This window comes from Amycolatopsis deserti, assembly GCF_014653945.1.
GTDB lineage: Bacteria > Actinomycetota > Actinomycetes > Mycobacteriales > Pseudonocardiaceae > Amycolatopsis_E > Amycolatopsis_E deserti.
On sequence record NZ_BNAU01000001.1, the window covers coordinates 1,444,392 to 1,465,598 of the forward strand.

26 protein-coding genes and 1 pseudogene are annotated in these 21,207 nt (G+C 73.0%); 16 read left to right on the plus strand and 11 right to left on the minus strand.

Annotated elements, in window-relative coordinates; genetic code table 11:
• Window positions 1-76 precede the first annotated feature (76 nt).
• The 4 genes from IE290_RS07055 to IE290_RS07070 all read left to right on the plus strand — a co-directional run bounded on the left by IE290_RS07055 (window position 77) and on the right by IE290_RS07070 (window position 4,412).
• A complete protein-coding gene (locus tag IE290_RS07055) occupies window positions 77-931 on the plus strand; it encodes an alpha/beta fold hydrolase (protein WP_191243617.1) in 855 nt (284 codons plus the stop codon).
• Window positions 928-1,878 carry a quinone oxidoreductase family protein gene (locus IE290_RS07060; RefSeq protein ID WP_191243618.1) on the plus strand — a complete coding sequence of 317 codons (951 nt, stop codon included), beginning with the start codon at window positions 928-930 and terminating at the stop codon, window positions 1,876-1,878. Before IE290_RS07055 ends, IE290_RS07060 begins: the two co-directional genes overlap by 4 nt.
• A gap of 77 nt (window positions 1,879-1,955) precedes the next feature.
• Window positions 1,956-2,708, plus strand: a complete 753-nt coding sequence (locus tag IE290_RS07065) for an IclR family transcriptional regulator (RefSeq protein WP_229874279.1) — start codon at window positions 1,956-1,958, stop codon at window positions 2,706-2,708.
• A 72-nt stretch (window positions 2,709-2,780) separates the two neighbouring features.
• Window positions 2,781-4,412, plus strand: a complete 1,632-nt coding sequence (locus IE290_RS07070) for a carboxylesterase/lipase family protein (protein WP_191243620.1) — start codon at window positions 2,781-2,783, stop codon at window positions 4,410-4,412.
• Window positions 4,413-4,521: 109 nt separating this feature from the next.
• Here the strand turns inward: IE290_RS07070 and IE290_RS38645 are convergent.
• Both IE290_RS38645 and IE290_RS07075 read right to left on the minus strand, forming a co-directional pair.
• Window positions 4,522-4,626: pseudogene (locus IE290_RS38645) on the minus strand (IS982 family transposase); the annotation flags it as partial.
• Window positions 4,627-4,710: 84 nt separating this feature from the next.
• Complete coding sequence (locus IE290_RS07075; protein ID WP_191243621.1) at window positions 4,711-5,670, minus strand: SDR family oxidoreductase; 960 nt, start codon at window positions 5,668-5,670, stop codon at window positions 4,711-4,713.
• A gap of 107 nt (window positions 5,671-5,777) precedes the next feature.
• Here IE290_RS07075 and IE290_RS07080 point away from each other — a divergent pair, with 107 nt between their 5' ends.
• Window positions 5,778-6,347 carry a TetR family transcriptional regulator gene (locus IE290_RS07080; protein ID WP_191243622.1) on the plus strand — a complete coding sequence of 190 codons (570 nt, stop codon included), beginning with the start codon at window positions 5,778-5,780 and terminating at the stop codon, window positions 6,345-6,347.
• A gap of 53 nt (window positions 6,348-6,400) precedes the next feature.
• Here IE290_RS07080 and IE290_RS07085 read toward each other — a convergent pair whose 3' ends face one another.
• Window positions 6,401-7,450, minus strand: a complete 1,050-nt coding sequence (locus IE290_RS07085; protein ID WP_191243623.1) for an NAD(P)-dependent alcohol dehydrogenase — start codon at window positions 7,448-7,450, stop codon at window positions 6,401-6,403.
• A 105-nt stretch (window positions 7,451-7,555) separates the two neighbouring features.
• Here IE290_RS07085 and IE290_RS07090 point away from each other — a divergent pair, with 105 nt between their 5' ends.
• Window positions 7,556-8,173: a TetR/AcrR family transcriptional regulator gene (locus IE290_RS07090; protein ID WP_229874281.1), complete on the plus strand. Its 618-nt coding sequence runs from the start codon at window positions 7,556-7,558 to the stop codon at window positions 8,171-8,173.
• 134 nt (window positions 8,174-8,307) lie between these two features.
• On the plus strand, window positions 8,308-9,915 hold the full coding sequence (locus IE290_RS07095) for a cation:proton antiporter (protein WP_191243625.1): 1,608 nt from the start codon (window positions 8,308-8,310) through the stop codon (window positions 9,913-9,915).
• On the opposite strand, the gene IE290_RS07100 is transcribed toward IE290_RS07095, so the two are convergent.
• Window positions 9,912-10,142 carry a hypothetical protein gene (locus IE290_RS07100; RefSeq protein ID WP_191243997.1) on the minus strand — a complete coding sequence of 77 codons (231 nt, stop codon included), beginning with the start codon at window positions 10,140-10,142 and terminating at the stop codon, window positions 9,912-9,914. The two genes, IE290_RS07095 and IE290_RS07100, sit on opposite strands and share 4 nt — an antisense overlap.
• Before the next feature lie 25 nt (window positions 10,143-10,167).
• On the minus strand, window positions 10,168-10,599 hold the full coding sequence (locus tag IE290_RS07105) for a winged helix-turn-helix transcriptional regulator (RefSeq protein WP_191243998.1): 432 nt from the start codon (window positions 10,597-10,599) through the stop codon (window positions 10,168-10,170).
• A 72-nt stretch (window positions 10,600-10,671) separates the two neighbouring features.
• Here IE290_RS07105 and IE290_RS07110 point away from each other — a divergent pair, with 72 nt between their 5' ends.
• Window positions 10,672-11,856, plus strand: a complete 1,185-nt coding sequence (locus IE290_RS07110) for an MFS transporter (RefSeq protein ID WP_191243626.1) — start codon at window positions 10,672-10,674, stop codon at window positions 11,854-11,856.
• Here the strand turns inward: IE290_RS07110 and IE290_RS07115 are convergent.
• Window positions 11,813-12,388 carry a helix-turn-helix domain-containing protein gene (locus IE290_RS07115; protein WP_191243627.1) on the minus strand — a complete coding sequence of 192 codons (576 nt, stop codon included), beginning with the start codon at window positions 12,386-12,388 and terminating at the stop codon, window positions 11,813-11,815. The two genes, IE290_RS07110 and IE290_RS07115, sit on opposite strands and share 44 nt — an antisense overlap.
• A 66-nt stretch (window positions 12,389-12,454) precedes the next feature.
• On the opposite strand from IE290_RS07115, the gene IE290_RS07120 reads away from it, so the two are divergent.
• Window positions 12,455-13,015 (plus strand): class I SAM-dependent methyltransferase, encoded by a 561-nt coding sequence (locus tag IE290_RS07120; protein WP_191243628.1) that lies wholly within the window; start codon window positions 12,455-12,457, stop codon window positions 13,013-13,015.
• Between the two features lie 13 nt (window positions 13,016-13,028).
• Here IE290_RS07120 and IE290_RS07125 read toward each other — a convergent pair whose 3' ends face one another.
• Window positions 13,029-13,400, minus strand: coding sequence for a VOC family protein (locus IE290_RS07125; protein WP_191243629.1), 372 nt, complete (start codon window positions 13,398-13,400; stop codon window positions 13,029-13,031).
• 11 nt (window positions 13,401-13,411) lie between these two features.
• A complete protein-coding gene (locus IE290_RS07130) occupies window positions 13,412-14,101 on the minus strand; it encodes a metalloregulator ArsR/SmtB family transcription factor (protein ID WP_191243630.1) in 690 nt (229 codons plus the stop codon).
• 218 nt (window positions 14,102-14,319) lie between these two features.
• Here IE290_RS07130 and IE290_RS07135 point away from each other — a divergent pair, with 218 nt between their 5' ends.
• Entirely contained in the window at window positions 14,320-14,703 is a 384-nt protein-coding gene (locus IE290_RS07135) for an ArsR/SmtB family transcription factor (RefSeq protein ID WP_191243631.1), read from the plus strand.
• Entirely contained in the window at window positions 14,663-15,286 is a 624-nt protein-coding gene (locus IE290_RS07140) for an SRPBCC family protein (protein ID WP_191243632.1), read from the plus strand. Before IE290_RS07135 ends, IE290_RS07140 begins: the two co-directional genes overlap by 41 nt.
• 92 nt (window positions 15,287-15,378) lie before the next feature.
• Here the strand turns inward: IE290_RS07140 and IE290_RS07145 are convergent, their stop codons facing one another.
• Window positions 15,379-16,020, minus strand: coding sequence for a gamma carbonic anhydrase family protein (locus IE290_RS07145; RefSeq protein ID WP_191243633.1), 642 nt, complete (start codon window positions 16,018-16,020; stop codon window positions 15,379-15,381).
• A gap of 175 nt (window positions 16,021-16,195) precedes the next feature.
• On the opposite strand from IE290_RS07145, the gene IE290_RS07150 reads away from it, so the two are divergent.
• Window positions 16,196-16,744, plus strand: a complete 549-nt coding sequence (locus IE290_RS07150; protein WP_191243634.1) for a L,D-transpeptidase — start codon at window positions 16,196-16,198, stop codon at window positions 16,742-16,744.
• Between the two features lie 51 nt (window positions 16,745-16,795).
• Window positions 16,796-17,161, plus strand: coding sequence for an STAS domain-containing protein (locus IE290_RS07155; protein WP_229874283.1), 366 nt, complete (start codon window positions 16,796-16,798; stop codon window positions 17,159-17,161).
• A gap of 4 nt (window positions 17,162-17,165) precedes the next feature.
• On the opposite strand, the gene corA is transcribed toward IE290_RS07155, so the two are convergent.
• Entirely contained in the window at window positions 17,166-18,137 is a 972-nt protein-coding gene (corA, locus tag IE290_RS07160; RefSeq protein ID WP_191243636.1) for a magnesium/cobalt transporter CorA, read from the minus strand.
• A 60-nt stretch (window positions 18,138-18,197) separates the two neighbouring features.
• On the opposite strand from corA, the gene IE290_RS07165 reads away from it, so the two are divergent.
• The 3 genes from IE290_RS07165 (at window position 18,198) to IE290_RS07175 (ending at window position 20,807) form a co-directional block, all read left to right on the plus strand.
• Entirely contained in the window at window positions 18,198-19,199 is a 1,002-nt protein-coding gene (locus IE290_RS07165) for a Gfo/Idh/MocA family protein (protein WP_191243637.1), read from the plus strand.
• Window positions 19,200-19,215: 16 nt separating this feature from the next.
• Window positions 19,216-19,893 carry a GNAT family N-acetyltransferase gene (locus IE290_RS07170; RefSeq protein ID WP_191243638.1) on the plus strand — a complete coding sequence of 226 codons (678 nt, stop codon included), beginning with the start codon at window positions 19,216-19,218 and terminating at the stop codon, window positions 19,891-19,893.
• Between the two features lie 500 nt (window positions 19,894-20,393).
• Complete coding sequence (locus IE290_RS07175) at window positions 20,394-20,807, plus strand: STAS domain-containing protein (protein WP_191243639.1); 414 nt, start codon at window positions 20,394-20,396, stop codon at window positions 20,805-20,807.
• Here the strand turns inward: IE290_RS07175 and IE290_RS07180 are convergent.
• Window positions 20,794-21,162: a hypothetical protein gene (locus IE290_RS07180; RefSeq protein WP_229874288.1), complete on the minus strand. Its 369-nt coding sequence runs from the start codon at window positions 21,160-21,162 to the stop codon at window positions 20,794-20,796. The two genes, IE290_RS07175 and IE290_RS07180, sit on opposite strands and share 14 nt — an antisense overlap.
• Between the last annotated feature and the right edge of the window lie 45 nt (window positions 21,163-21,207).

A 21,207-nucleotide genomic window follows, 5' to 3' on the forward strand; every position in this document is an offset into this window, starting at 1 on the left:
TCGCGGTCGCGGCGCTGCGCAAACTCGCCGCCCACAGCAACACCCAGGTCCACCGCATCAACACCGAGGAGCACCCGTGAGCATCTGGACCGAACTGAGCCCGATCCCGTTCCGCGTCGAGTACGTCGACGCCGCCGGCGTCCCCACCCGCACCCTGCGGGCCGGGAACCCGGACGCCGACGCCGTGGTGTTCCTGCACGGCACCAGCGGGCACCTGGAGGCGTTCGCCCGCAACATCGTGGCGCACAGCGAGTTCGACGTGCACGCGATCGACATGCTCGGCCACGGCTACACCGGCAAGCCGGCGCACCCGTACGAGATCGCCGACTACGTCCAGCACCTGCTGGACTACTTCGACGCCGTGGGCGTTCGTGCCGCGCACATCGTCGGCGAGTCGCTGGGCGGCTGGGTCGGCGCGCGCGCCGCGATCGACGCCCCGGAACGGGTGCTGAGCCTGCAACTGCTGTGCGCGGGCGGGACCGTGGCCAACCCCGAGGTGATGGACCGGATCCGCACCAGCACCCGCAAGGCCGTGGAGACCGACGACGTCGAGCTGACCCGCAAGCGGCTGCGCCTGCTCATGGCCAGTGACGAGAACGCGACCGAGGAGCTGGTCGAGGTCCGGCACGCGATCTACCACACGCCGGAGTTCGTGGCCAATGTGGACAACCTGCTGTCGCTGCAGGACATGGAACGGCGCCAGCGCAACCTGCTGCGCCCGGAGCACCTGGCCCGGATCACGCAGCCCACGCTGATCGTGTGGGGGCGGCAGAACCCGTTCGGCGAGGTGCCGGAGGCCGCGGCGATGCACGAGAACATCCCCGGGTCGCGGCTGGAGCTGTTCGAGGAGTGCGGGCACTGGCCGCAGCACGAGCAGGCCGAGCGCTACAACCCGCTGAGCGTGGAGTTCCTGCGCAAGGCCGCCGCATGAGGGCGGTGCGGTTCCACACCTGGGACTCCGCGCCGGTGGTGGACGACGTGCCGGAGCCGGTGCGCGGCGCGGGTGAGGTGCTGGTCGAGGTCCAGGCGGCGGCGGTGGCGCACCTGGACACCACCGTGGCGAGCGGGACCTTCGACCTCAAGCCGCCGCTGCCCTACGCCGGCGGGGTCGAGGGCGCGGGCACGGTGCTGGAGTGCGAGGCGGACTCCGGTCTCGAACCGGGTGCTCAGGTGATGCTGCGCGGCGGCGGTCTCGGGCTGCTGCGCGACGGCACCTGGAGCGAACGGGTGAGCGTGCCGGCCAAGGCCGTCACGCGGCTGGCGTCCCCGCTGGCGCCGGAGGTCGCGGCGACGTTCTTCGTCCCGGCGACCACCGCGTTCGTCGTGCTGCACGACGTGGCGCGGCTCGAGGCGGACGAAGAGGTGATCGTGGTCGGCGCGGCCGGTGCGGTGGGGTCGATGGTGGCCCAGCAGGCGCTGCTCGCGGGCGCCCGGGTCACCGGGGTCGTCGGGCGCGCGGACCAGCTGGCCGACGTGCCGGACGGGGTGCACGGCGTGAGCCTGGATTCGGACGACGCGGCGCGGCTGGCCGCGGACCGCCCGGCATCCCTGCTGGTCGACACGCTCGGCGGCGAGGGGCTCGTGGCCCGCACCCGCTGGGTCCGGCCGGGCGGCCGCGCGGTGGTGATCGGCTACGTGACCGGCACCGAGGTGCGCGTCGACCTGCCGTCCTGGCTCCTGGACGACGTGGCCCTGATGCCGGTCAACATGATCCGTCGGGAGCGCCGGGCGCGTGAGATCGCCGGTGACCTGGTGAAGCGGCTGTCCGCGGGTGAGCTGCGGGTGGCTGTGCAGCGGTACGACCTGGCGGAGGCGGCCTCGGCGCTGGCGGACCTGCGCGCCGGGCGGGTCCGCGGCCGCGCGGTGCTGGTCCCGTAGCCCGGTCCGGTCAGCGGACCGGTCCGTGGGCCGGACCGGTTCCGCTGACCGAACCTGTTCCGATGGCAGGGAGCGACATGACTGGCGCGAACAGCGTGCTCGGCAAGGTGCAGCTCATCCTGGAGGCCTTCGGGCCGGACGACCAGCACCTGAGCCTCACCGAGCTGTCCCGGCGCTCGGGGGTCGCGAAGGCGTCGGTGCACCGGCTGGCGCAGGAGCTGCTGCGGTGGGGGGTGCTGGAACGGCGCGGCAGCGACTACTGGCTCGGCATCCGGCTGTTCGAGATCGGCCAGCGCGTACCCAGGCAGCGCATCCTGCGCGACGCCGCCCGCCCGTACATGGAGGACCTGTTCCAGGCCACCGGGGAGACCATCCACCTCGCCGTGCCCGACGGCCGCGAGGTGCTGTACCTGGAGAAGGTGTCCGGCCACAGCCAGGTCACCAAGCCGTCCCGGGTGGCCGGCCGCATGCCGATGCACTGCACGGCGACCGGGAAGGTGCTGCTCGCGTTCGGCCCGCGCGCCCTGGTCGAGGAGGTGACCGCCGCCCCGCTGGAACGCCTCACGCCGCACACGGTGAGCGCGCCCGGCCTCCTGCTGCACGAGCTGAACCGGGCGCGCGCGAACGGCTACGCGGTCGAGTACGAACAAACTCGCGTCGGGTACGTCAGCGTCGCCATCCCGCTGACCGGAGCGACCGGCCTCACGACCGGCGCCCTGTCCATCACCGCGCCGCTGTACCGGGCCGACGTGGACAAGTACGCCGGCCTGCTCGCCATGGTGGGCCACCGGATCACCAAAACCGTCAGCGCGATGCGGTCCGGTGGCTGAACCACGGCGCTCACCTGCGGAGTCCCGGCACCGCAAGCTGTACCGAAACCCACTCGGTTTCGGAGGAAAACAGTGCGGCACAGACTGAACTGGCTCGGGGTCGCGGTCGCCGTGGTGATGACCGTCGCGTTGGTCACCGCCGGCGCCCCAGGCGCGACGAACGCCGGGCGTCCGGCGGCTCACTCGCTCGTCGTGCGGACGGACGCGGGCACGGTGGAAGGGAAGACCACCGGCGCGGTGGATTCGTTCCTGGGCATCCCGTTCGCCGCGCCACCGGTCGGGGAACTCCGGTGGCAGCCGCCGCAGCCGGCTCCGGCGTGGCCGGGTGTCCGGCCCGCGACGAGCTACGGCCCGGCCTGTCCGCAGGCCTCCCGCGCGACGGTGAACGAGGACTGCCTCTACCTGAACGTCTACCGTCCGGCGCGGCCGGCCGGTGAGCGTCTCCCGGTGCTGCTGTGGATCCACGGCGGCGGGTTCTCCTCCGGCTCCGGCGACCAGTTCGACGGTTCCCTGCTGGCCGAGACGAACAACATCGTCGTCGTGACGATCAACTACCGGCTCGGTGTGTTCGGCTTCCTCGACCTGCCCGGCCTCAGTCCGGCCGGCGCCGGGAACTACGGCCTGCTGGACCAGGTCGCCGCGCTGAAGTGGGCCAACCACAACATCGACCGGTTCGGTGGCGACCCCGAGGGCGTGACCGTCGCCGGGCTGTCCGCGGGCGGCCACTCGGTGTGCTCCCTGCTCGCCTCCCCCCTGACGCACGGCTTGATCAACGGCGCCATCATCCACAGTGGCGGATGCCCGAGCCACACCGTCACCGAATCCCAGGCGGCCGGCGCCCGTTTCGCGAACGACGCCGGCTGCGGCGCCGCGGCCGACCCGGTGGGCTGCCTCCGCACGAAGCCCGCGGCGGAAATCCTCGGATCCAGTGCCGGCTTCCGCGGCGGAATCCTCTCCGGCCCGCTCCCGACCGCCGGCGTCCCTGAGCTGCCGCTGGCTCCCCTGACCGCGATGCGGACCGGCCGCTTCGAGAAGGTGCCGCTGCTGATCGGCAGCACCCGCGACGAGGTCCGGGCCTGGGCACTGCCGTTCCGCGACGCGACGCCCGCCCAGTACGAGAAGAGCCTGGAATACCTGTTCGGCGACCGGGCGGCGGACGTGGCGAAGCAGTACCCGCTGAGCAACTTCCCCGCGCAGGACACGGCGGCGTACGCGCTGGGTGCCGTGTGGACGGACTCCAGTGTCTTCTTCGGACTCGGCGGGTGCCAGTACGCCCAGCTGGCCCAGGACATCGCGAAGTACCAGCCGAAGACGTTCCTGTACCGCTTCGACGCACGGCCCCCGTCCGGGCCGGTGAATCCGGCCGCGTTCGATCCCGGCGCCACCCACGCCGCGGACCAGGCCTACCTCTGGCCCACCCCGGCCAGCGTCTACGATCGCGACCAGCTCCGGCTCTCGGTGGAGATGGTCCGGTACTGGGGCGCGTTCGTCCGCCAGGGCGCCCCGGACGCGGCCGGGCAAGCCGAGTGGCCGAGCGTCCCGCACGACCGGACGATGATCCTCCAGCCGGGCGGCAGCTCGACGGTGACCTCCGCCGCCTTCGCCGCCACCCACCACTGCGACCTGTGGAACAGCATCAGCTACCAGTGGCTGGACATCGACCCTGACCAGCTCGCCGACCGGATCGGGGTCGCGCGCCGCTAGACGCGTCATGCGTACCGATGGTGCGCCCATCATGCCGTGCAAGGTCCTGCTGGGCTTGGAGCGATGAGCTGGCGGGTGGACTCGGGCAGCGGCTTACCGGGGTGCCGGCCAGATGCGGGCGCAAGCCCCAGAACCAGCGCGAGTGCGAGCGGCAGGAGCCGTACTTGGCCCAGCCGGCCGGTTCCGGGCGCTTCACGGTGGGCGGCCGGCGTCCACCGCCTCGACTTACGCATCACTCGTCCAGCCCGGATGGCGCCGGCCGGTGGAGCTGCCTCCGCCGGCCGGCGCTCGAATCCGCTCAGCGCCGGCTGTGCTCGTGCCGCGGCAGCCAGATCTCCTCGGCGCGCAGGCTGGCCTGCGGGGTGAAGTAGTCGCCGGTGTCGAGGTCCTCCAGCAATGTCGCGTGCTCCGGTGCCCAGCCCAGGAGTGCCTGGGTGTGCTCGCTGGAGACGGGCACGTCCAGGGAGAAGAACCGGGCCAGGAACGGGTTGCCGAGATGCCCGGCGGCCTGTTCGAGGGTCAGCGCGGCGGTGGCGACGTCGAGATTCTCCGCGATTTTCTCCGCGATGCTCTTGATCGTGACCGCGCTTTCGCCGACGCCGTGCAGCACGCTGCCGGCGGGTGCTTTCTCCAGCGCCAGCCGGAACAGCCGCGCGGCGTCGGCGCGGTGGACGCCGGGCCAGCGATTGGTGCCGTCGCCGATGTAGGCCGACACACCCGCCCGGCGCGCGGCCGCGATGAGCGCGGGAATGAACCCGTGGTCGCCGGGGCCGTGCACGGTCGGCGCGAGCCGCACGACGCTGGCTCGGACTCCCTGACCGGCGAACGCCAGACAGGCCTGCTCCCCCGCGATGCGGAAGGCGGCGACCGAACCGGGATCCGGCGCGTCCTGCTCGGTGCTGATCCGGCCGGCCGTCATCACCAACGTGCCCGAGGTGCTGACCAACGGCTTGCCGGACCCGGCGAGCGCCTCGCCGAGCGCCCCGATCGCGGCGCGGTCGCGGCGGATGAGGGCGTCCGGATCGGCGTAGTCGCCGCCGTAGGCCATGTGCAGGACGCCGTCGGCGGCTTCCGCGCCGCTGCGCAGGCTGTCGAGGTCGTCGAGGGAGCCGCGGTGGGGTGTGGCGCCCAGCGACTCCAGCCGAGCGGCCGCATCCTCCGAGCGCGCCAGGCCGGTGACGGTGTGACCGGCCGCGAGCAGCTCGGCGACGACGGTGGGGCCGGTCTGGCCGGTACCGCCGGTGACGAAGACGTGCATGAGGACTCCCGTTGACGTCAGTGACTGACACTACGGACTGTACGCGTAGTGTCAGTCACTGGCGCAACGTGACGCCAGTCACTGACACAATGCGGTAGCCTCGGAGGGTGCCACGGAGCGGAGCAGAAGCACGTCGCCGCCTTCAGCAGGCGGCCCTGGAGCTGTACCAGGAACGGGGGTTCGACCAGACCACGGCGGCGGAGATCGCCGCACGGGCCGGGGTCAACGAGCGCACCTTCTTCCGGCACTTCCCGGACAAGCGTGAGGTGCTCTTCGACGGCGAAACCGACCTCCGCGCGGCGCTCATGCGCGCGGTGGCCGAAGCGCCCGAAGGGCTGGAGCCGTTCGAGGTGCTGCTGTACGCGTTCGGGAAATCCGCGCGGAACCTGGAGGACAACCGCCCGTTCTCCGAACCGCGGTGGAAAGTCATCGCGGTGACACCCGCGCTGCGCGAACGCGAGCTCGCCAAGCACGCGTGGCTCACCGACGCGGTGGCGGAGGCGCTCCGGCAGCGCGGCACCGGTGACACGGTGGCCGACCTGGCGGCCCGCACCGGCTGGGCCGCGTACCAGCACGCGGTCCAAGCCTGGATCGACGACCCGGGCGAGGGTTTGGACGCCCATTTGCGGCGCGCCTTCGACGAGCTGCGCGCCCTCTCCGCGGCCACCACCCGCTGACCCCGCCGGCCGGGGCTGCCGGTCCGCCTCGGCGAACCGGCAGCCCGCCTCGGTCAGGCGCCGATCGTGGCCGTGTCGATCACGAAGCGGTACCGCACGTCGCTGTTGTCGACGCGCTCGTAGGCCTCGTTGACCTGGTCGGCGGAGATCGTCTCGATCTCCGCGCCGATGCCGTGCTCGGCGCAGAAGTCGAGCATCTCCTGCGTCTCGGCGATCCCGCCGATCATCGAACCGGCCAGCACCCTGTTGCCGCCCAGCAGCGAGAACGCGTTGTAGGACAACGGCTCGCCGGGAGCGCCGACGTTGACCATCGCGCCGCCGACGCGCAGCAGGCCCAGGTAGGCATCCACCGGCAGCTTCGCCGACACGGTGTTGAGGATCAGGTCGAACCGGCCGCGCAGCGCCTCGAACGTGCCCTCGTCGCTGGTCGCGTAGTAGTCCGTCGCGCCCAGGCGCAGGCCGTCCTCCCGCTTCTTCAGGCTCTGGCTGAGCACGGTGACCTCCGCGCCCATCGCGGCCGCGATCTTGACCGCCATGTGGCCGAGCCCGCCGAGCCCGACCACGGCGACCTTCTTGCCCGGGCCGGCGCCCCACTGCCGCAGCGGCGAGTAGGTGGTGATGCCGGCGCACAGCAGCGGCGCCGCGACGTCGAGGCCGATGCCCTCGGGGATCCGGCACACGAAGGCTTCCTTGACGACGATCTGCCGGCTGTAGCCGCCGTAGGTCTTCTCGCCGTCGAAGCCGACGCCGTTGTAGGTCTGGACATTGCCCTTCACGCAGAACTGCTCGGTGCCGGCCCGGCAGTACTCGCACTCGCCGCACGAGTCGACCATGCAGCCGACGCCGACGCGGTCGCCGACCCGGTACTTGGTCACCTCGGGGCCGACGGCGGCGACGACACCGGCGATCTCGTGGCCGGGCACCATCGGGAAGATCGCCTCGCCCCAGTCCTCGCGAGCCTGGTGGATGTCGCTGTGGCAGATACCGGCGAAGGCGATGTCGATCAGCACGTCGTCCGGTCGCAGGTCCCGGCGCTCGATGGTGGTGGGCGCCAAGGGCGCGCCCGGCGACGGGACAGCGATAGCGTGCGTGGTCGTGGTCATGAATCCTCCGGGAAACGCCGATTCCGGGCATACTGTAAGAGCCCTCATACATCCACGACGTAAGAGGGCTCTTACATATTTCGGCCGGGGGATGTGATCCACGCCATGGGCGGCAAGTACCACCACGGCAACCTGCGTGACGAGCTCGTCCGGGTGTCCCTCGACCTGATCGCGGAGCGGGGCGTGGCCGCGTTCTCCGTCGCCGAGGTCGCGCGGCGCGCCAAGGTCAGCCCGGGCGCGCCGTACCGGCACTTCCCGGAGCGGGAGAGCCTGCTGGCCGCCGTCGCCGCCACCGTGGCCGGGCAGCTCACCGCCGAGGTGCGCGCCGCGATCGAGCGGGAGGACGACCCGGCCGACGCGCTGGCCGCGGCGGCGGGCGCCTACACCGCCTACCTGATCCGGCGGCGGGCCGGGATGAACCTGATCTACGCCGAGGGCCTGCACGGTCCCGGGTACACCGAGCTACACGAGAACACCCGCGCGCTGACCGACGAGTTCCTCATGCTGTGCCTGCGCCTGTGCGACGAGCCGCACGAGGCGCTCGAGCTGATGGAGCAGTTGTTCACCCAGGCGCACGGGTACGGCATGTTCTGGCTCGACGGGGTCTTCGTCAAACACGGCTACCCGCCGGAGCAGGTGGTGGCGAAGTCGGTGGCAGCGGCGCGCGTCATGATCGAGGGCCACCGCGCCACGGCGGCACGGGAGCTGCCGAGATCCGGCTGAGCCGCCCCCGGCGACTTCTCGAGCGCGACCGAGGGCAACCGCGCCGCCCCCGACCGGGAGCCGCCGCCTGAACAGGCGTACCCGGCGCCCGTGCCCCAGCATGGTCATCACCATCGCGCTGGAGGGAGGCCCGGGTGCTCGGCGATGTGACGGTCTTGGTGCTCGCGCTGCTGGTCATCGCCGCCGCGGCGGTGTTCGCGCCCAAGGTGGGCGTGGCGGCGCCGCTCGTGCTGGTGCTGGTCGGCATCGCCGTCAGCCTGGCGCCCGTGCTGCGCGACTTCGAGGTCGAGCCGGAGTGGATCCTCGAAGGTCTGCTGCCCCCGCTGCTCTACGCCGCCGCGGTGTCGGTGCCCGCGATGAACTTCCGCCGCGAGTTCGGCGCCATCAGCGGCCTCTCGGTGCTGCTGGTCGTGGCCTCCGCGCTCGTGCTGGGCGTGCTGCTGTCCTGGCTCATCCCGGGACTCGGGTTCGTCTGGGGCGTCGCGCTGGGCGCGATCCTCAGCCCGACCGACGCGGTGGCGACCTCGATCATCAAGCGGAGCCGCGTGCCGCGCCGCGTCGTGGTCATCCTCGAGGGCGAGAGCCTGCTCAACGACGCCACCGCGCTGGTGCTCCTGCGCACGGCGGTGGTGGCCACCGCGGCCGGGTTCTCCTTCTTCGGCACCGGGGGCACCTTCGCCTACGCCGTCGTGGTCGCGGTCGGCGTCGGCGCCGTGATCGGCTGGGCGAACCTGGAGGTGCGCCGCCGGGTGAGCGATCCGACGGTCAACACGATCCTGTCGTTCACCGTCCCGTTCCTGGCCGCGGTGCCGACCGAGTTCGCCGGCGGGTCCGGTCTCGTCGCCGCGGTCGTGGCGGGCCTGGTCACCGGCGTCCGCGCGCCGCGCCGGCTGCCGCCCCGGCACCGCCTGTCCGACGCGCAGAACTGGGCCAGCGCCGAACTCGTCCTGGAGGGACTGGTGTTCCTCATGATGGGCCTCGAGCTGTCGGCCGTGCTGGCCGAGGTCCACCATGAGCACACCGGGCTGGGCACCGCCGTCGCGATCGCGGCCGTGGCGCTCGCGACGACGCTGCTGGTGCGCGCCGCCTTCGTCACCCCGCTGCTGGCGGCGCTGCGGCGGCGGGCGCGGCGCAGCGAGGCGCTGCAACCCCGGCTCACCGCGATCCACGAGCGCCTGGAAGCCGGCGACATCCCGGCCCGGCGGCGCCGCCGCGAGTTCGACGTGCAGCGCGTCAGCACCCGGGTCCGCCGCGCGCTGGCCGACATCGACTACCTGCTGGGCCAGCCCCTCGGCGTGCGGGAGGGCGCGATCGTGGTGTGGGCCGGCATGCGCGGCGCCGTCACGGTCGCCGCCGCGCAGACCCTCCCGGACGACGCGCCGCACCGGCCGCTGCTGGTCTTCGTCGCCTTCGCGGTGGCCACGATGTCGCTGCTGGTGCAGGGCGGCACGACCGGGCCACTGGTCAACCGCCTGTTCCGGCGGGACGACACCGGCGCGCCGGAGGAGGACACCGACCGGCAGCAGATGCTCGTCCTGCTGCGCGAGGTCTCGCGGAACACGCCGCGCGCGGCGGGCGCCACGGAGAAGCAACACCGGCTCGCGGTGCTGACCGCCCAGCGCGAAGCGCTGCTCGACGCCCGCGACGAGGGCGCCTTCGACGCCGAAGCCCTCGCCGAGGCACTCCGCAACATCGACGCCACCCAGATCGCGCTGGAACTGCGCGGCGACCCCACCGGCTAGTCCGACGGGCCCCGCAGGGTCAGGACGACCCGGAGCACGTGCTCGACGGCCGCGGCGAACATCGTGCCGCGCAGTTCCCGCCGCTCGGCGAGGTTGCGTGAGGCGAACTCCAGCACCACGTCCGGGCCGGCCTTGCGCACCACGAGCTCGGCGATCTCCTCCAGGTCGAGGTCCGGGTGGTCCAGCCGCGTCAGGGCGACCTCCACCAGCAGTTCCTCGTCCGTCACGCCGACCCGCCGCACGGTTCGCACACTACTTGCGCACCGAGGTCGTGTCACTGCTCAGCGGCCGCCCGTCCGCGGCCACCGGGACGACCTCCGGCACGAGGGCACCCGACTCGTCGACGAGCACCGAATGCGACTCGCCCGGCTCGAAGGCGTGACGCTCACCCCACTGCCGCAGCGTGACGATCACCGGGAACAGGTCCTTGCCTGCCGCGGTGAGCGCGTACACCCGGCGCTTGCCCGACGGCGCCTCGACCTGGGTGATCAGGCCGTGCGCGGCGAGCTTGCGGAGCCGGTCGGCGAGGATGTTGCGGGCGATGCCGGTGCGCTGCTGGAAGTCGGTGAACGAGCGGGCCCCGTCCATCGCGTCCCGGATGATCAGCAGGCTCCACCGGTCCCCCACCACGTCCGCCGCCCGCGCGACCGGGCAGTTCGGATCCGTCCACACGCCAGCCTCCAGTCGAGTTGCATTTTGAAACCATTCTGCCCTACGCTCCGAAGAGTTGCAATGTGAAACCGATTGGAGACGCGGGTGGGACGGGGAACGAGACTGCTGCTGGCGGTGGTGTGCGGGGTGGCGGTCGCCGGGGTCTACGCCGGGCAGCCGGTGCTGGGGCCGATGGGGCGCGACCTGGGCCTCCCCCGCGATTCGGTGGGCTGGCTGGTGGCCGCCGGGCAGCTCGGCTACCTCGCCGGGCTGGTGCTGCTGGTGCCGCTGGGCGACCTGCTCGACCGCAGGCGCCTGATCGCCGCGCACCTGGGGCTGGTGGCGGCCGGCCTGGCGATCACCGCCGCCGCGCCGGCCGCGTGGGTGGCGTTCGGCGGCCTCGCCCTCGCGGGCGCGTTCGCGGTGGTGGTGCAGACCACCGTCGCCTACGCGGCCTCGATCTCCCCGCCCGGCGAGCGCGGGCGCAACCTCGGCGTCGTCACCTCCGGCGTGGTGGTCGGCATCCTCGGCGCCCGGGTGGTCACCGGAGGCGTGGCGGACGCGTGGGGCTGGCGCGGCAGCTACGGCACCTTGGCGGCCCTCGCCGCTGTCCTTTGTGTACTCACCCTTGTCGCGCTGCCACCGGACGCGCGCACCGGCGATGAACGGTACGGGCCGATCCTCCGGTCCCTGGCCGGCCTGTTCACCCACCCGGTGTTCCTCGGCCGCGGGCTGATCGCCTTCTTCCTCTTCGCCTCGTTCGGCACGTTGTGGAGCGGCCTGGCGCTGCCCCTGGCCGGTGCGCCGTGGCACTTCAGCGAGGCGCAGATCGGGTTGTTCGGCGTCGCCGGGCTCGCCGGGGCGCTGGGCGCCGCCCGGTCCGGCCACTGGGCCGACGCCGGGCACGCGGGCCGAGTCAGCGGCCTCGCGCTGGTCCTGCTGCTCGGTTCCTGGCTCGCGATCGGGCAGCTCGGCTGGTCGCTGCTCCTGCTGATCGCCGGGGTGGTCGTGCTCGACTTCGCCGTCCAGGCCGTGCACGTCAGCAACCAGCACGTCCTCACCAGCGCCTTCCCCGGCCGCGCCAGCAGCACGATCGGCGGCTACATGGTCTTCTACTCGCTCGGCTCCGCGCTGGGGGCCGCCGCGACGACCGCGCTGTTCGACGCCGCGGGCTGGACCGGTCCCACGCTGCTCGGCGCGACGTTCGCCCTCTGCGCCCTGGCCGTCTGGGCGCTCGCCGGCCGGGTCAGCGGACGCGAACGTGCGCGCGTTCACCCTGTCGCCCGATGAGGCTGAGGAACTCGACCGGGCCCGAACTGGTGGCGCCGAACCAGTGCGGGGTGCGGGTGTCGAACTCCGCGACCTCGCCGGGCCGCAGCAGCAGGTCGTGCTCGCCGAGGACCAGGCGCAGCGTGCCGTTGAGGACGTAGACCCAGTCGTGGCCCTCGTGGGTGCGCAGCTCCGGTTCGGCGTCGTCGGTTCCGGTGGGCAGGACGAACTTGTAGGCCTGGATGCCGCCGGGACGGCGGGTCAGCGGCAGGACCGTCGAGCCGTCGGACGCGGAGATGGGGCGCAGGTTGATGCGCGGGTCTCCGGTGGGCGGGGCGTCGACGAGCTCGTCGAGGGTGACGCCGTGCGCGCGGGCCAGCGGCAGGAGCTGCTCGAGCGTGGGCCGCCGCAGGCCGGCCTCCAGGCGGGACAGGGTGCTGGTCGAGATGCCGGTCTCCGCGGCGAGGTCGGCCAGCGTGATGTCGCGGCATTGCCGCAGGTGCTTCAGCCGCGGGCCGACGGCGTCGAGCGTGCGGTGCACGGTGTCGTCCATCTCGCGATTTTGCCATTCGGCAACAGGCTTTGCCGGATCGTCGCCGGGGTGGGCACCATCGCCGGTATGACGCACGAGTTCGACAAGGCGTACTGGGAGCAGCACTGGCGCGGCAGGGAGGGCGGGAGCCCGCCGAACCCGTACCTGGCCCGGGAGACCGCCGGGCTGACGCCGGGCACGGCGCTGGACGCGGGCTGCGGCACCGGCGCGGAGGCGATCTGGCTCGCCGAGCGGGGGTGGGAGGTGACCGCGGCGGACATCTCGTCCGCGGCGCTCGCCCGGGCCGCCGCGCGCGGGAGCGGCGTGCGGTGGATCGAGGCGGACCTGACGGCGTGGGAGCCGGACACCCGGTTCGACCTGGTCACGACGCACTACGCGCACCCGGCGATGCCGCAGCTGGACTTCTACTCGCGGATCGCCGGATGGGTGGCGCCGGGCGGGACGCTGCTGATCGTCGGCCACCTGCACGGGCACGACCAGCCCGACGAGGCATCGGCCACCGCCGCGGCGATCACCGCGCGCCTTTCCGAGGAGGACTGGAAGGTCGAGACGGCCGAGGAGAGCGAGCGGAGTTTCCACGGCCACGGCGTGCTGCACGACGTGGTCGTGCGCGCCACCCGCCGCTGAGCGCGCGGGCGCGTCACCGGGCGGCGGGCTGGAACAGCTCGACGAAGTTGCCCGCCGGGTCGGTGAGCAGGATCTGCCGTCCGCCGGGGCCGGAGACCACCTCGCCCGCGAAGGACAGGCCGGACTCGCGCAGCCGCGTGATCTCGGCGTCCAGGTCGGTGACCTCCAGGTGGATCCGGTTGCCCCCGCCGCCCAGCCCGGACGGCGTGGCCCGGGCGCCGGAGCTGGCCGGGCCGGACAGCAGCAGCCGCAGGGGGCCGCGCACCACGTCGGCGAAGGCGGGGGCCGCGCTCGTGTTCAGGGTGAAACCCAGGTGCCCGGTGTAGAAGCCGATCGCCGCCTGCACGTCGTCGACCAGGTAGCGGACCGAGGCGTGTTCGGTCATCGCGGTGCTCCTCAGGTCAGGGCCGGCAGCAGGTGCCGGACACGGACATCGATCTCCGCGGCCGTCGCGCGGAAACTCTCGTACCCCTCGGGTTCCGGGATGCTCCAGTGGGTGCGGCGCCCTCCGAGGTCCGGGCAGTCCTCCCGGGCCTTGTCGCACAAGGTGATGACGTGGTCGAACCGCCGCCGCGCCAGGGTGCGGACATCGCGCGGGTGCGGTGAACCGGGCGCCACGCCGAACTCCTCGCGCAGCACGCGCACGGTGGACGGGTGCAGCCGCTCCTTCGGGCGCACCCCGGCGCTCGCCGCCCGCACCCGGCCGCCGGCGTGGTGCCGCAGCAGGGCCTCGGCGATCGGGGACCGCGCGCTGTTCCCGGTGCACACGAACAGCACGGCGATGCCCTGCCGGACGCTGCCCGGCCGCGGGCCCAGCGACGGGTGCAGCGCCGCGCCCGCCGCGGCCAGTCCGTCTCCGCACCGGGTGAGATCGAGGTGGTAGTAGCTGTCCCGGCCGTCGCGCGTGCTGCGCGTGGCGGAGACCAGGCCGGCCTCGCGCAGCAGGCGCAGGTGGTAGGACACCAGGTTCTGCGGCTCCCCGGCCATCGCCACCAGCTCGCGGACGCGCAGGTCCCCCGCCGCGAGCAGGCTGAGCAACCGCCACCGCAGGGGGTGTGCGGCGAGTCGGACGAACTCCGGAACCATCGCTCCAGGATGCATCAAACACACTTGATACATCAAGCCCGTTTGATGGACTGAGGTCGCCGCGGTCGGTGAGTACCAGATCGGCGTCAGCAGGCACCCGCTCGCGGTGGACGACCTGCCGGAGCCGGAGGAGGTCGAGATGCCCAATCCCCGGCGACAGCCCGCGGAACCAATGTTAAGCCTTGACTTATATAAGCCGCCACTGAGACACTCGGTCCGTGCACGCGTTCGAGGTGCTGGGCGACCCGGTTCGCCGGCGGATCCTGGAGCTCCTGGCCGACGGCGAACGACCCTCCGGGGCCATCGCGGCGGTGATCCGGGAGGAGTTCGGCATCTCGCAACCCGGCGTCTCCCAGCACCTGCGCGTGCTGCGGGAAAGCGGTTTCACCACGGTGCGCACGGACGGGACGCGGCGGCTCTACGCGGTGAACTCCGAGCCGCTGCGCGAGGCCGGCGAGTGGCTGGAGCGGTTCCGCCACATCTGGGACCAGCCGCTCGACGCCCTCGCCACCGAACTGGCCCGCGGCAAGCGGGAACGACGACTCAGGCAGGAGACAGACCATGCTCGACATCGCGAACCACCTCAAGGCGATCCACCGTGAGGTCCGCCGCGGCACGACGTCCGGCGGCGAGACGGTCACCGTCCTGGTCCGGCGCCGCTACGACGCCAGCGTGGAAGACGTGTGGGACGCGGTGACCGACCCGGCCCGAGTGCGCCGCTGGTTCCTGCCGCTGACCGGCGACCTCCGCGAGGGCGGCTCGTTCCAGCTCGAGGGCAACGCGGGCGGCGACATCCTGACCTGCGACGCGCCGCGGCTGCTGAAGGTGACCTTCGGCGGGCCGTCCAGCATCGTCGAGGTGCGCCTGACCGGGAACGGCGAGGCCACCGACCTCGAGCTGGAGCACACGGTGCCGATCGAGATCGCGCAGAGCGGCGCGGGGGCGCTGTTCGTGGGCCCGGGCTGGGACGGCGCACTGATGGGCCTGGCGCTCTACGTCGCCGGGGAAGCGCCCGAAGACCCGGTCGCCGCCGCGAACTCCCCCGAGGTGCAGGAGTTCAACGCCGGATCGGTGCGCGCCTGGTCGACGGCCGTCGAGGAGTCCGGAACCGCCACCGCGGAGGAGATCGCGGCGCTGGCGCAGGTGTCGATGGCCCAGTTCGCCCCCGACGTGGCCACTCCCTAGCGGCCGCGCGGCGATGAAGAACAGCGCCACCAGCAGGATCGCGACGAACGACGTCACCCCGGCCAGGTGGTGCGGTCCCAGGTGCGGCGGCGCTAGCCGGGATTCAGAACCTCGTCGTCGGTGTGCGCGCCGAATTCGGCGACGCGCACCTCGGCGATGCGCTCGTACCGGCTGATCCGGTCGGTCCACTCCGCGTCGACCCCGAACGCCACCTGCGCGAAGCCGACCCGGGCGACGGCCTGGGCCAAGCCCGGATCGCCGGGGGGCAGCAGCCGCACCGGCGCGTCGAGTGCCACGGTGTGCGGCGGCACGAAGTACTCGTCCGGCACAACGGTGCGCGCGTGGACGAGCGCGCCGACCGCGACCACCGATCCGGCCCCGAGTCGCGCGCTCTGCAGGACCGTCGCCGCGGTCGCCACGTAGACGCACCGGCCGGCCTCGCAGCCCAGCAGCGTGGCCTGAGGCCCCACGAAGACGTGGTCGCCGACGAGCACCGGTTGATCGCCGGCGACCGCGGATCCGCGCAGCACCGCGTTCTCGCAGATCACCGCCGCCTCCCCGACCTCGATCCGGGACCCCTCGGCATCGAGCACCGCGCCGTACATCACCCGCGCCCTCGGCCCCACGCGGACATCGCCGACCAGCGTGGCCGTCGGCGCGACGTAGGCGGTGGGATGGATCTGCGGTTCACGCCCGCGATGCCGGATGCGGATCCCCCTCGGTTCAGCGGTCACGAGCGGATTCTCGCCCGGCCGGCCGCGAGCGCACTGGCGGGTTTCCGACGTCACGTTCGTCGAGAGCCGCGGCGGCAAACCCGCGCGGGGAAGCTTTCACCCGAACTCGTGGATATCGGGCCGAATCGGCCCGTTCGCGGGGTCCGGGACGACCCGTCCTCGCTAGGGTGCGGCCGTGGCACCGCTTCGCTCCCCCGCCCCGGGTCTGCCGCGCCAGGCCTGCTGGACCACGCTCGCCGCGCTCACCCTCGTCGCCGGGTGGGCCGTCCTGGAGGCCGCCCCGGCCGAGACCGCCGCCGCGCCCGCCGCCCGCCCGGTTCCGCCGCCGATGCCGCTGTCCAGCACCGCGCCGCCGGCCCCGCGCACCGAACTGTGCCCGGACACCGCCCGCGCCTGCGTCGACGAGGAGCGGCGCGTGGGCTGGCTCCAGCACGACGGCGAGGTCACCCACGGACCGGTCGCGATCATGCCCGGCACCGCCGACGCCCCGGACTCCGTCGCCACGCCGCGGGGCGTGTTCCGCGTCCAGTGGAAGGACGCCGAACACACCAGCGCCGAGTTCGGCGACCCGATGAACCACTCGGTGTTCTTCGCCCCCGGCGGGATCGCCTTCCACGAGGGCAGCCTGGACACCCCGTCGCACGGGTGCGTCCACCTGTCGGCGCACGACGCCGCCCTCTTCTACGACGCCCTGCCGGTGGGCGCCGAGGTCGCGGTGTTCTGACCGCGCGGTTCGGCATCGATTTCTGGGTCCGGCCGTGTCACCATGAAGGTGATGCGGTCCAGCGGCAGCCCCGAGCCCGGCCCCGGCGCTCCCTTCGCCGTCACGGTGCAGGAGCGGGAGGCCGCCGTCGTCGTGCAGGCCGCCGGCGAGCTCGACAGCTCGACCGTGCCGCGGCTGCGCGCCATCGTCCGCGCCGTCCTGACCGCGGCGCCCGGGGTGCTGGTGCTCGACCTGTCCGGCGTGACTTTCCTGGGCACGGCCGGGATGCACCTGCTGCTGGAGATCCAGGACCGCGCCGGCGACACCGAGGTGCGGTTCGTGGCGCACGCCCGCGGCACGGTCAAACCGTTGCGCATCACCAGGATCATCGACGCGCTCGACCTCTACCCGACCCTGGCGCAGGCGCTGCGGGCGTGACGGCTCACAACCAGTCGCGCCGCTTGAACATCGCGTACAGCGCGCCGGACAGCGCCACGATCACGGCGGTGGAGAGCCAGAACCCCCACGGCCGCTCGAACCCGGGATAGGGCACGTTCTGGCCGTAGAACCCGGTGATGGCCGTGGGCACCGCGATGATCGCCGCCCAGCTGGTGACCTTCTTCATGATCAGGTTGAGCCGGTTGCCCTGCAGGCTCAGCTGCGTCTCACGGATCGTGGTCACCAGGTCCCGCAGCGATTCCGTCCACTCCGACGCACGCAGCACGTGGTCGTAGACGTCCTGGTAGTACGGCGTCAGCGTCTCGTCGACGAGGTGGTGGTCGCGGCGCATCAGCGAGTTCACCACCTCGCGCATCGGCAGCACGACCCGCCGCAGCGACACCAGGCTCTTCCGCAGCCGCAGCGACCGGCGCTGCATGTCGGTGTGGTCGACGTGGTCGGCGAACACCCCGTCCTCGAGCGACTCGATCTGGTCGTCCATCGCCTGCACCGCTTCGAAGTGGGTGTCCACGATGTAGTCGAGCAGCCCGTGCACGAGGAAGCCGACGCCGCTCTTGGCGAGATCGGTGGAAGCGTCCCAGCGCTGGACGACCGCCTCGATGTCGAAGTGCTCGTCCTTGCGGACGGTCACCAGCGCGCGCTCGGTCAGGAAGGCCGCCAGCTCGCTGTCGGTCAGCACGCCGGTTCCGGTGTCCAGCCGCACGGCGTAGGCGGTGAGGAACGCGTGGCTTTCGTACCGGTCGAGCTTGGGCCGCTGGTGCTCGTGCACGGCGTCCTCGACGGCGAGCCGGTGCAGGCCGAGTTCTTCGCTGATGGTGGCGAGGTCGGCCTCGGTCGGGGTGACGAAGTCGAGCCACACCACCGTCGCCGGGTCCTGGAGGTACTCGGACATTTCGGCCGCCGGGAAGTTCTCGGCCTCGAGAACGCCGTGGCGGTACACGCGGGTGCGAGCCATGTCCCCACGCTAGGCTGTGCGCCGGACGACCGCGCACCGGAGGATCTGGGGGTTTGCCCGGTGGAACCACTCCGCATCGGCATCCTGGGCGCCGCGCGCATCGCCGGGACGGCGATCGCCGCACCGGCCCGCGAGACCGGGCACCGGCTGGTCGCCGTCGCCGCGCGGGATCGCGGCCGTGCCGAGGTGTTCGCCGCCGAGCACGGGGTGGAACGGGTGGCCGGCTCCTACACCGAACTGCTCGCCGACGACGAGATCGACGTGGTCTACAACCCGCTGCCCAACGGGTTGCACGGGCCGTGGACCCTCGCCGCGGTGCGGGCCGGAAAGCACGTGCTGGCCGAGAAACCCTTCGCCGCCAACGCCGAGGAGGCCCGCGAGGTGGCCGCGGCGGCGGACGCGGCCGGGGTGCGGGTCATGGAGGCGTTCCACTACCTCTACCACCCGGTTCTGCTGCGGCTGCACGAAATCCTGGACTCCGGCGAGCTGGGCGAGCTGCGCCGCGCCGAGGCCGAGTTGCTGATCCCCGCCCCCGCCGACGGCGACCCCCGGTGGTCGTTCGAGCTGGCGGGCGGTGCGCTGATGGACGTCGGCTGCTACGGGTTGCACGCGCTGCGCGGGCTCGCGCCGTGGGCGGGCGGGGCGCCGGTGCTGGAGTCGGCCAGCGGGACGGCGCGGCGGCCGGGGGTGGACCAGGCGATGGACGTGCGGCTGGCGTTCCCCGGCGGTGCGACCGGAACCGTGCGGTGCGACATGGCCGCCGAGGAGGTCAGGTTCGGCCTGCGGCTGACCGGCACGCGGGGCGAGGCGGCCGCGGTGAACTTCGTGCGCCCGGACACCGACGACCGGATCCTGGTGGGCGACCGGGTCGAGCACCTCGGGCGGCGCCCGTCGTATTCCTACCAGCTGGAGGCGTTCGCGGCGCACGTGCGGGAGGGGGCGCCGCTGCGCAACGACCTCGCGGACGCGGTCGCGACGATGACGCTGGTCGACCAGTGCTACCGCGCCGCCGGGTTCGGGGTGCGTCCCCGCTCACGTGTGGAGCCGGTGGCGGGTGCGTGACCGGTAACGTCGGGGTGTGAGTTCTCCCCTGGACAACCCGGCCTTCGCGTCGCTGACCGGTCCGCACGCCCGGTTCGCCGAGTCGCACGGGTCGGCGGTGCGGTACGACCCGGAAGTTTCGCCGTGGGCGGGCATGCCGGACGACGCGGACGAAACGGCGTGGAAGGACCTGGCCGAGCTGGCCGGGCCGGGTGGTGTGCTGTCCCTGCCCGGGCCGCGGCTGCCGGTGCCCGCGGACTGGGCGGTGGAGTTCGACGTGCCCGGGGTGCAGATGGTGGCCGGGCCGATGGCGACCGCGCCGGACCCGGAGGCGGTGCGGCTCACGGCGGCGGACGTGCCGGAGATGCTGGCGCTGGCCGAGCGGACGCGGCCGGGACCGTTCCTGCCGCGCACCGTCGAGATGGGCACCTACCTCGGTTTCCGCCGGGAGGGCCGGCTGATCGCGATGGCCGGGGAGCGCCTGCACCCGCCCGGGTACACCGAGATCAGCGCGGTCTGCACGGACGCGGAGTTCCGCGGGCAGGGCCTGGGCACGCGGCTGGTGCTCGCGGTGGCGCACGGAATCCGCGACCGCGGCGAAACGCCGTTCCTGCACGCGGCGGCGAACAACACCAACGCGATCCGCCTGTACGCGGCGCTGGGCTTCCAGCTGCGGCGGGAGATCGACTTCGTCGGGGTGCGGGTGCCGGCCTGAGAAGCGGGAGAGCGGTTCGCCTGGGCGTCCGGTTGCGTGCAGCCGAGCGAGCCGTGAGCCGCCGCGCGGGCACCACGCGGTGCTGATCACGCGGGTGCGGGCCAGCGCATCCGACCGCGGCAACGCCGCCCAGGTGATGAACACGGTCGTGGTACTGCCGCATCCAGTGCCAATCCGGGTGCGCGCGCCGGAGCTCCCGATCCGCCGCACCCGCCGGGCCTGGTCGAGCTCGAGGTCGGCCGCCGGCGGCATCCGCTCGAGCACCGCCGTGTGGTCCACTGTGGTCGATCCGCCGGTCCGCGGCAGGGCGAGCCGCTCGCCGGCCCCACGGGCTGGCCCCGGTGGGCCTGGCCCTGCTCGCCCTCGCGGCGGCCGCTCCGGTGCCCGGGACACGACATTTCGCCCAGCCGCGTGACCGTCTCTGAACTGGTGCTCGCCGTGCCAGGGTGATTACCCTACGAGAAGAGCCAGGCCAGCCAGGGCTGACGGGGAGGAGAGTCATGACCCACCCGGCGCGCAACTCCACCGGTGCCGTGAGCACGGCCGTCCGCCGCGGGACCCGCGTCCCCGCGCAACGGGCCGCGCCGGGAGCCCTGCGCCTGCAGGTGTTCTGGCCCGTGCCCGGGATCGCCGTGCTGAAAGTCGCCGGCGATGTCGACGTGGCCACCGCCGCACCGCTGAACCGCGCGCTCGAGGAGCTCACCGCGCACCGGCCGCGCGTCGCGGTGGTCGACCTCAGCGGAGTGGACTTCCTCGGCTCCGCGGGCCTGGCCGCGCTCGCCCAAGCGAGTGAACGTGCCGACGTCCGGGTGGTCGCCCCGACGCGGCAGACGTCGCGCCCGCTGTCGATCACTGGTCTGGACCAGCGCCTGCCGGTCTACGCCACCCGCGACGAAGCGCTCAGGGCCTGCTGAGCCGGGAGCGCAGCTCGCGTTCCGCCCACAGCACGCCGTCCGGCCCGGTGCCCCACCGGGTGCTGATCGCGTCGAGCACCCCGATGCCGATGCCCGGCTCCGGCGGCCCGCCCACCCCGTCGACCTCCACCCGCAGCACGTCCGCGGTCCGGCTCAACCGGACCTCGAACGGCGGGAACGCGGTGACGCACGCCGACGCGGCGAGTTCGTCGACCAGCAGGACCACGTCGATCACGACCGGCGCCGGGCAGTCGGCGAGCATCGCGCGCACCCGGCGGCGCAGCGGGGCGAGCCCCTCCGGGCCGTCGAGCCGCACGGCCGTGGCCGGTGTGCGCTCCTCCAGTGAGTCGGTCAAGGACCCGGACACCTCCGCTGTCTGGTCAACGGCCGCCGTCGCTAC

Bases quoted from the DNA above. Each gene is read 5' to 3' on its own strand.
- IE290_RS07060 (WP_191243618.1), top strand. From the start codon at position 928: ATGAGGGCGGTGCGGTTCCACACCTGGGACTCCGCGCCGGTGGTGGAC.
- IE290_RS07065 (WP_229874279.1), top strand. From the start codon at position 1,956: ATGACTGGCGCGAACAGCGTGCTCGGCAAGGTGCAGCTCATCCTGGAG.
- IE290_RS07075 (WP_191243621.1), bottom strand. From the start codon at position 5,670: ATGCACGTCTTCGTCACCGGCGGTACCGGCCAGACCGGCCCCACCGTC.
- IE290_RS07085 (WP_191243623.1), bottom strand. From the start codon at position 7,450: ATGACCACGACCACGCACGCTATCGCTGTCCCGTCGCCGGGCGCGCCC.
- IE290_RS07090 (WP_229874281.1), top strand. From the start codon at position 7,556: ATGGGCGGCAAGTACCACCACGGCAACCTGCGTGACGAGCTCGTCCGG.
- IE290_RS07115 (WP_191243627.1), bottom strand. From the start codon at position 12,388: ATGGACGACACCGTGCACCGCACGCTCGACGCCGTCGGCCCGCGGCTG.
- IE290_RS07120 (WP_191243628.1), top strand. From the start codon at position 12,455: ATGACGCACGAGTTCGACAAGGCGTACTGGGAGCAGCACTGGCGCGGC.
- IE290_RS07125 (WP_191243629.1), bottom strand. From the start codon at position 13,400: ATGACCGAACACGCCTCGGTCCGCTACCTGGTCGACGACGTGCAGGCG.
- IE290_RS07130 (WP_191243630.1), bottom strand. From the start codon at position 14,101: ATGGTTCCGGAGTTCGTCCGACTCGCCGCACACCCCCTGCGGTGGCGG.
- IE290_RS07140 (WP_191243632.1), top strand. From the start codon at position 14,663: ATGCTCGACATCGCGAACCACCTCAAGGCGATCCACCGTGAGGTCCGC.
- IE290_RS07155 (WP_229874283.1), top strand. From the start codon at position 16,796: ATGCGGTCCAGCGGCAGCCCCGAGCCCGGCCCCGGCGCTCCCTTCGCC.
- corA (WP_191243636.1), bottom strand. From the start codon at position 18,137: ATGGCTCGCACCCGCGTGTACCGCCACGGCGTTCTCGAGGCCGAGAAC.
- IE290_RS07175 (WP_191243639.1), top strand. From the start codon at position 20,394: ATGACCCACCCGGCGCGCAACTCCACCGGTGCCGTGAGCACGGCCGTC.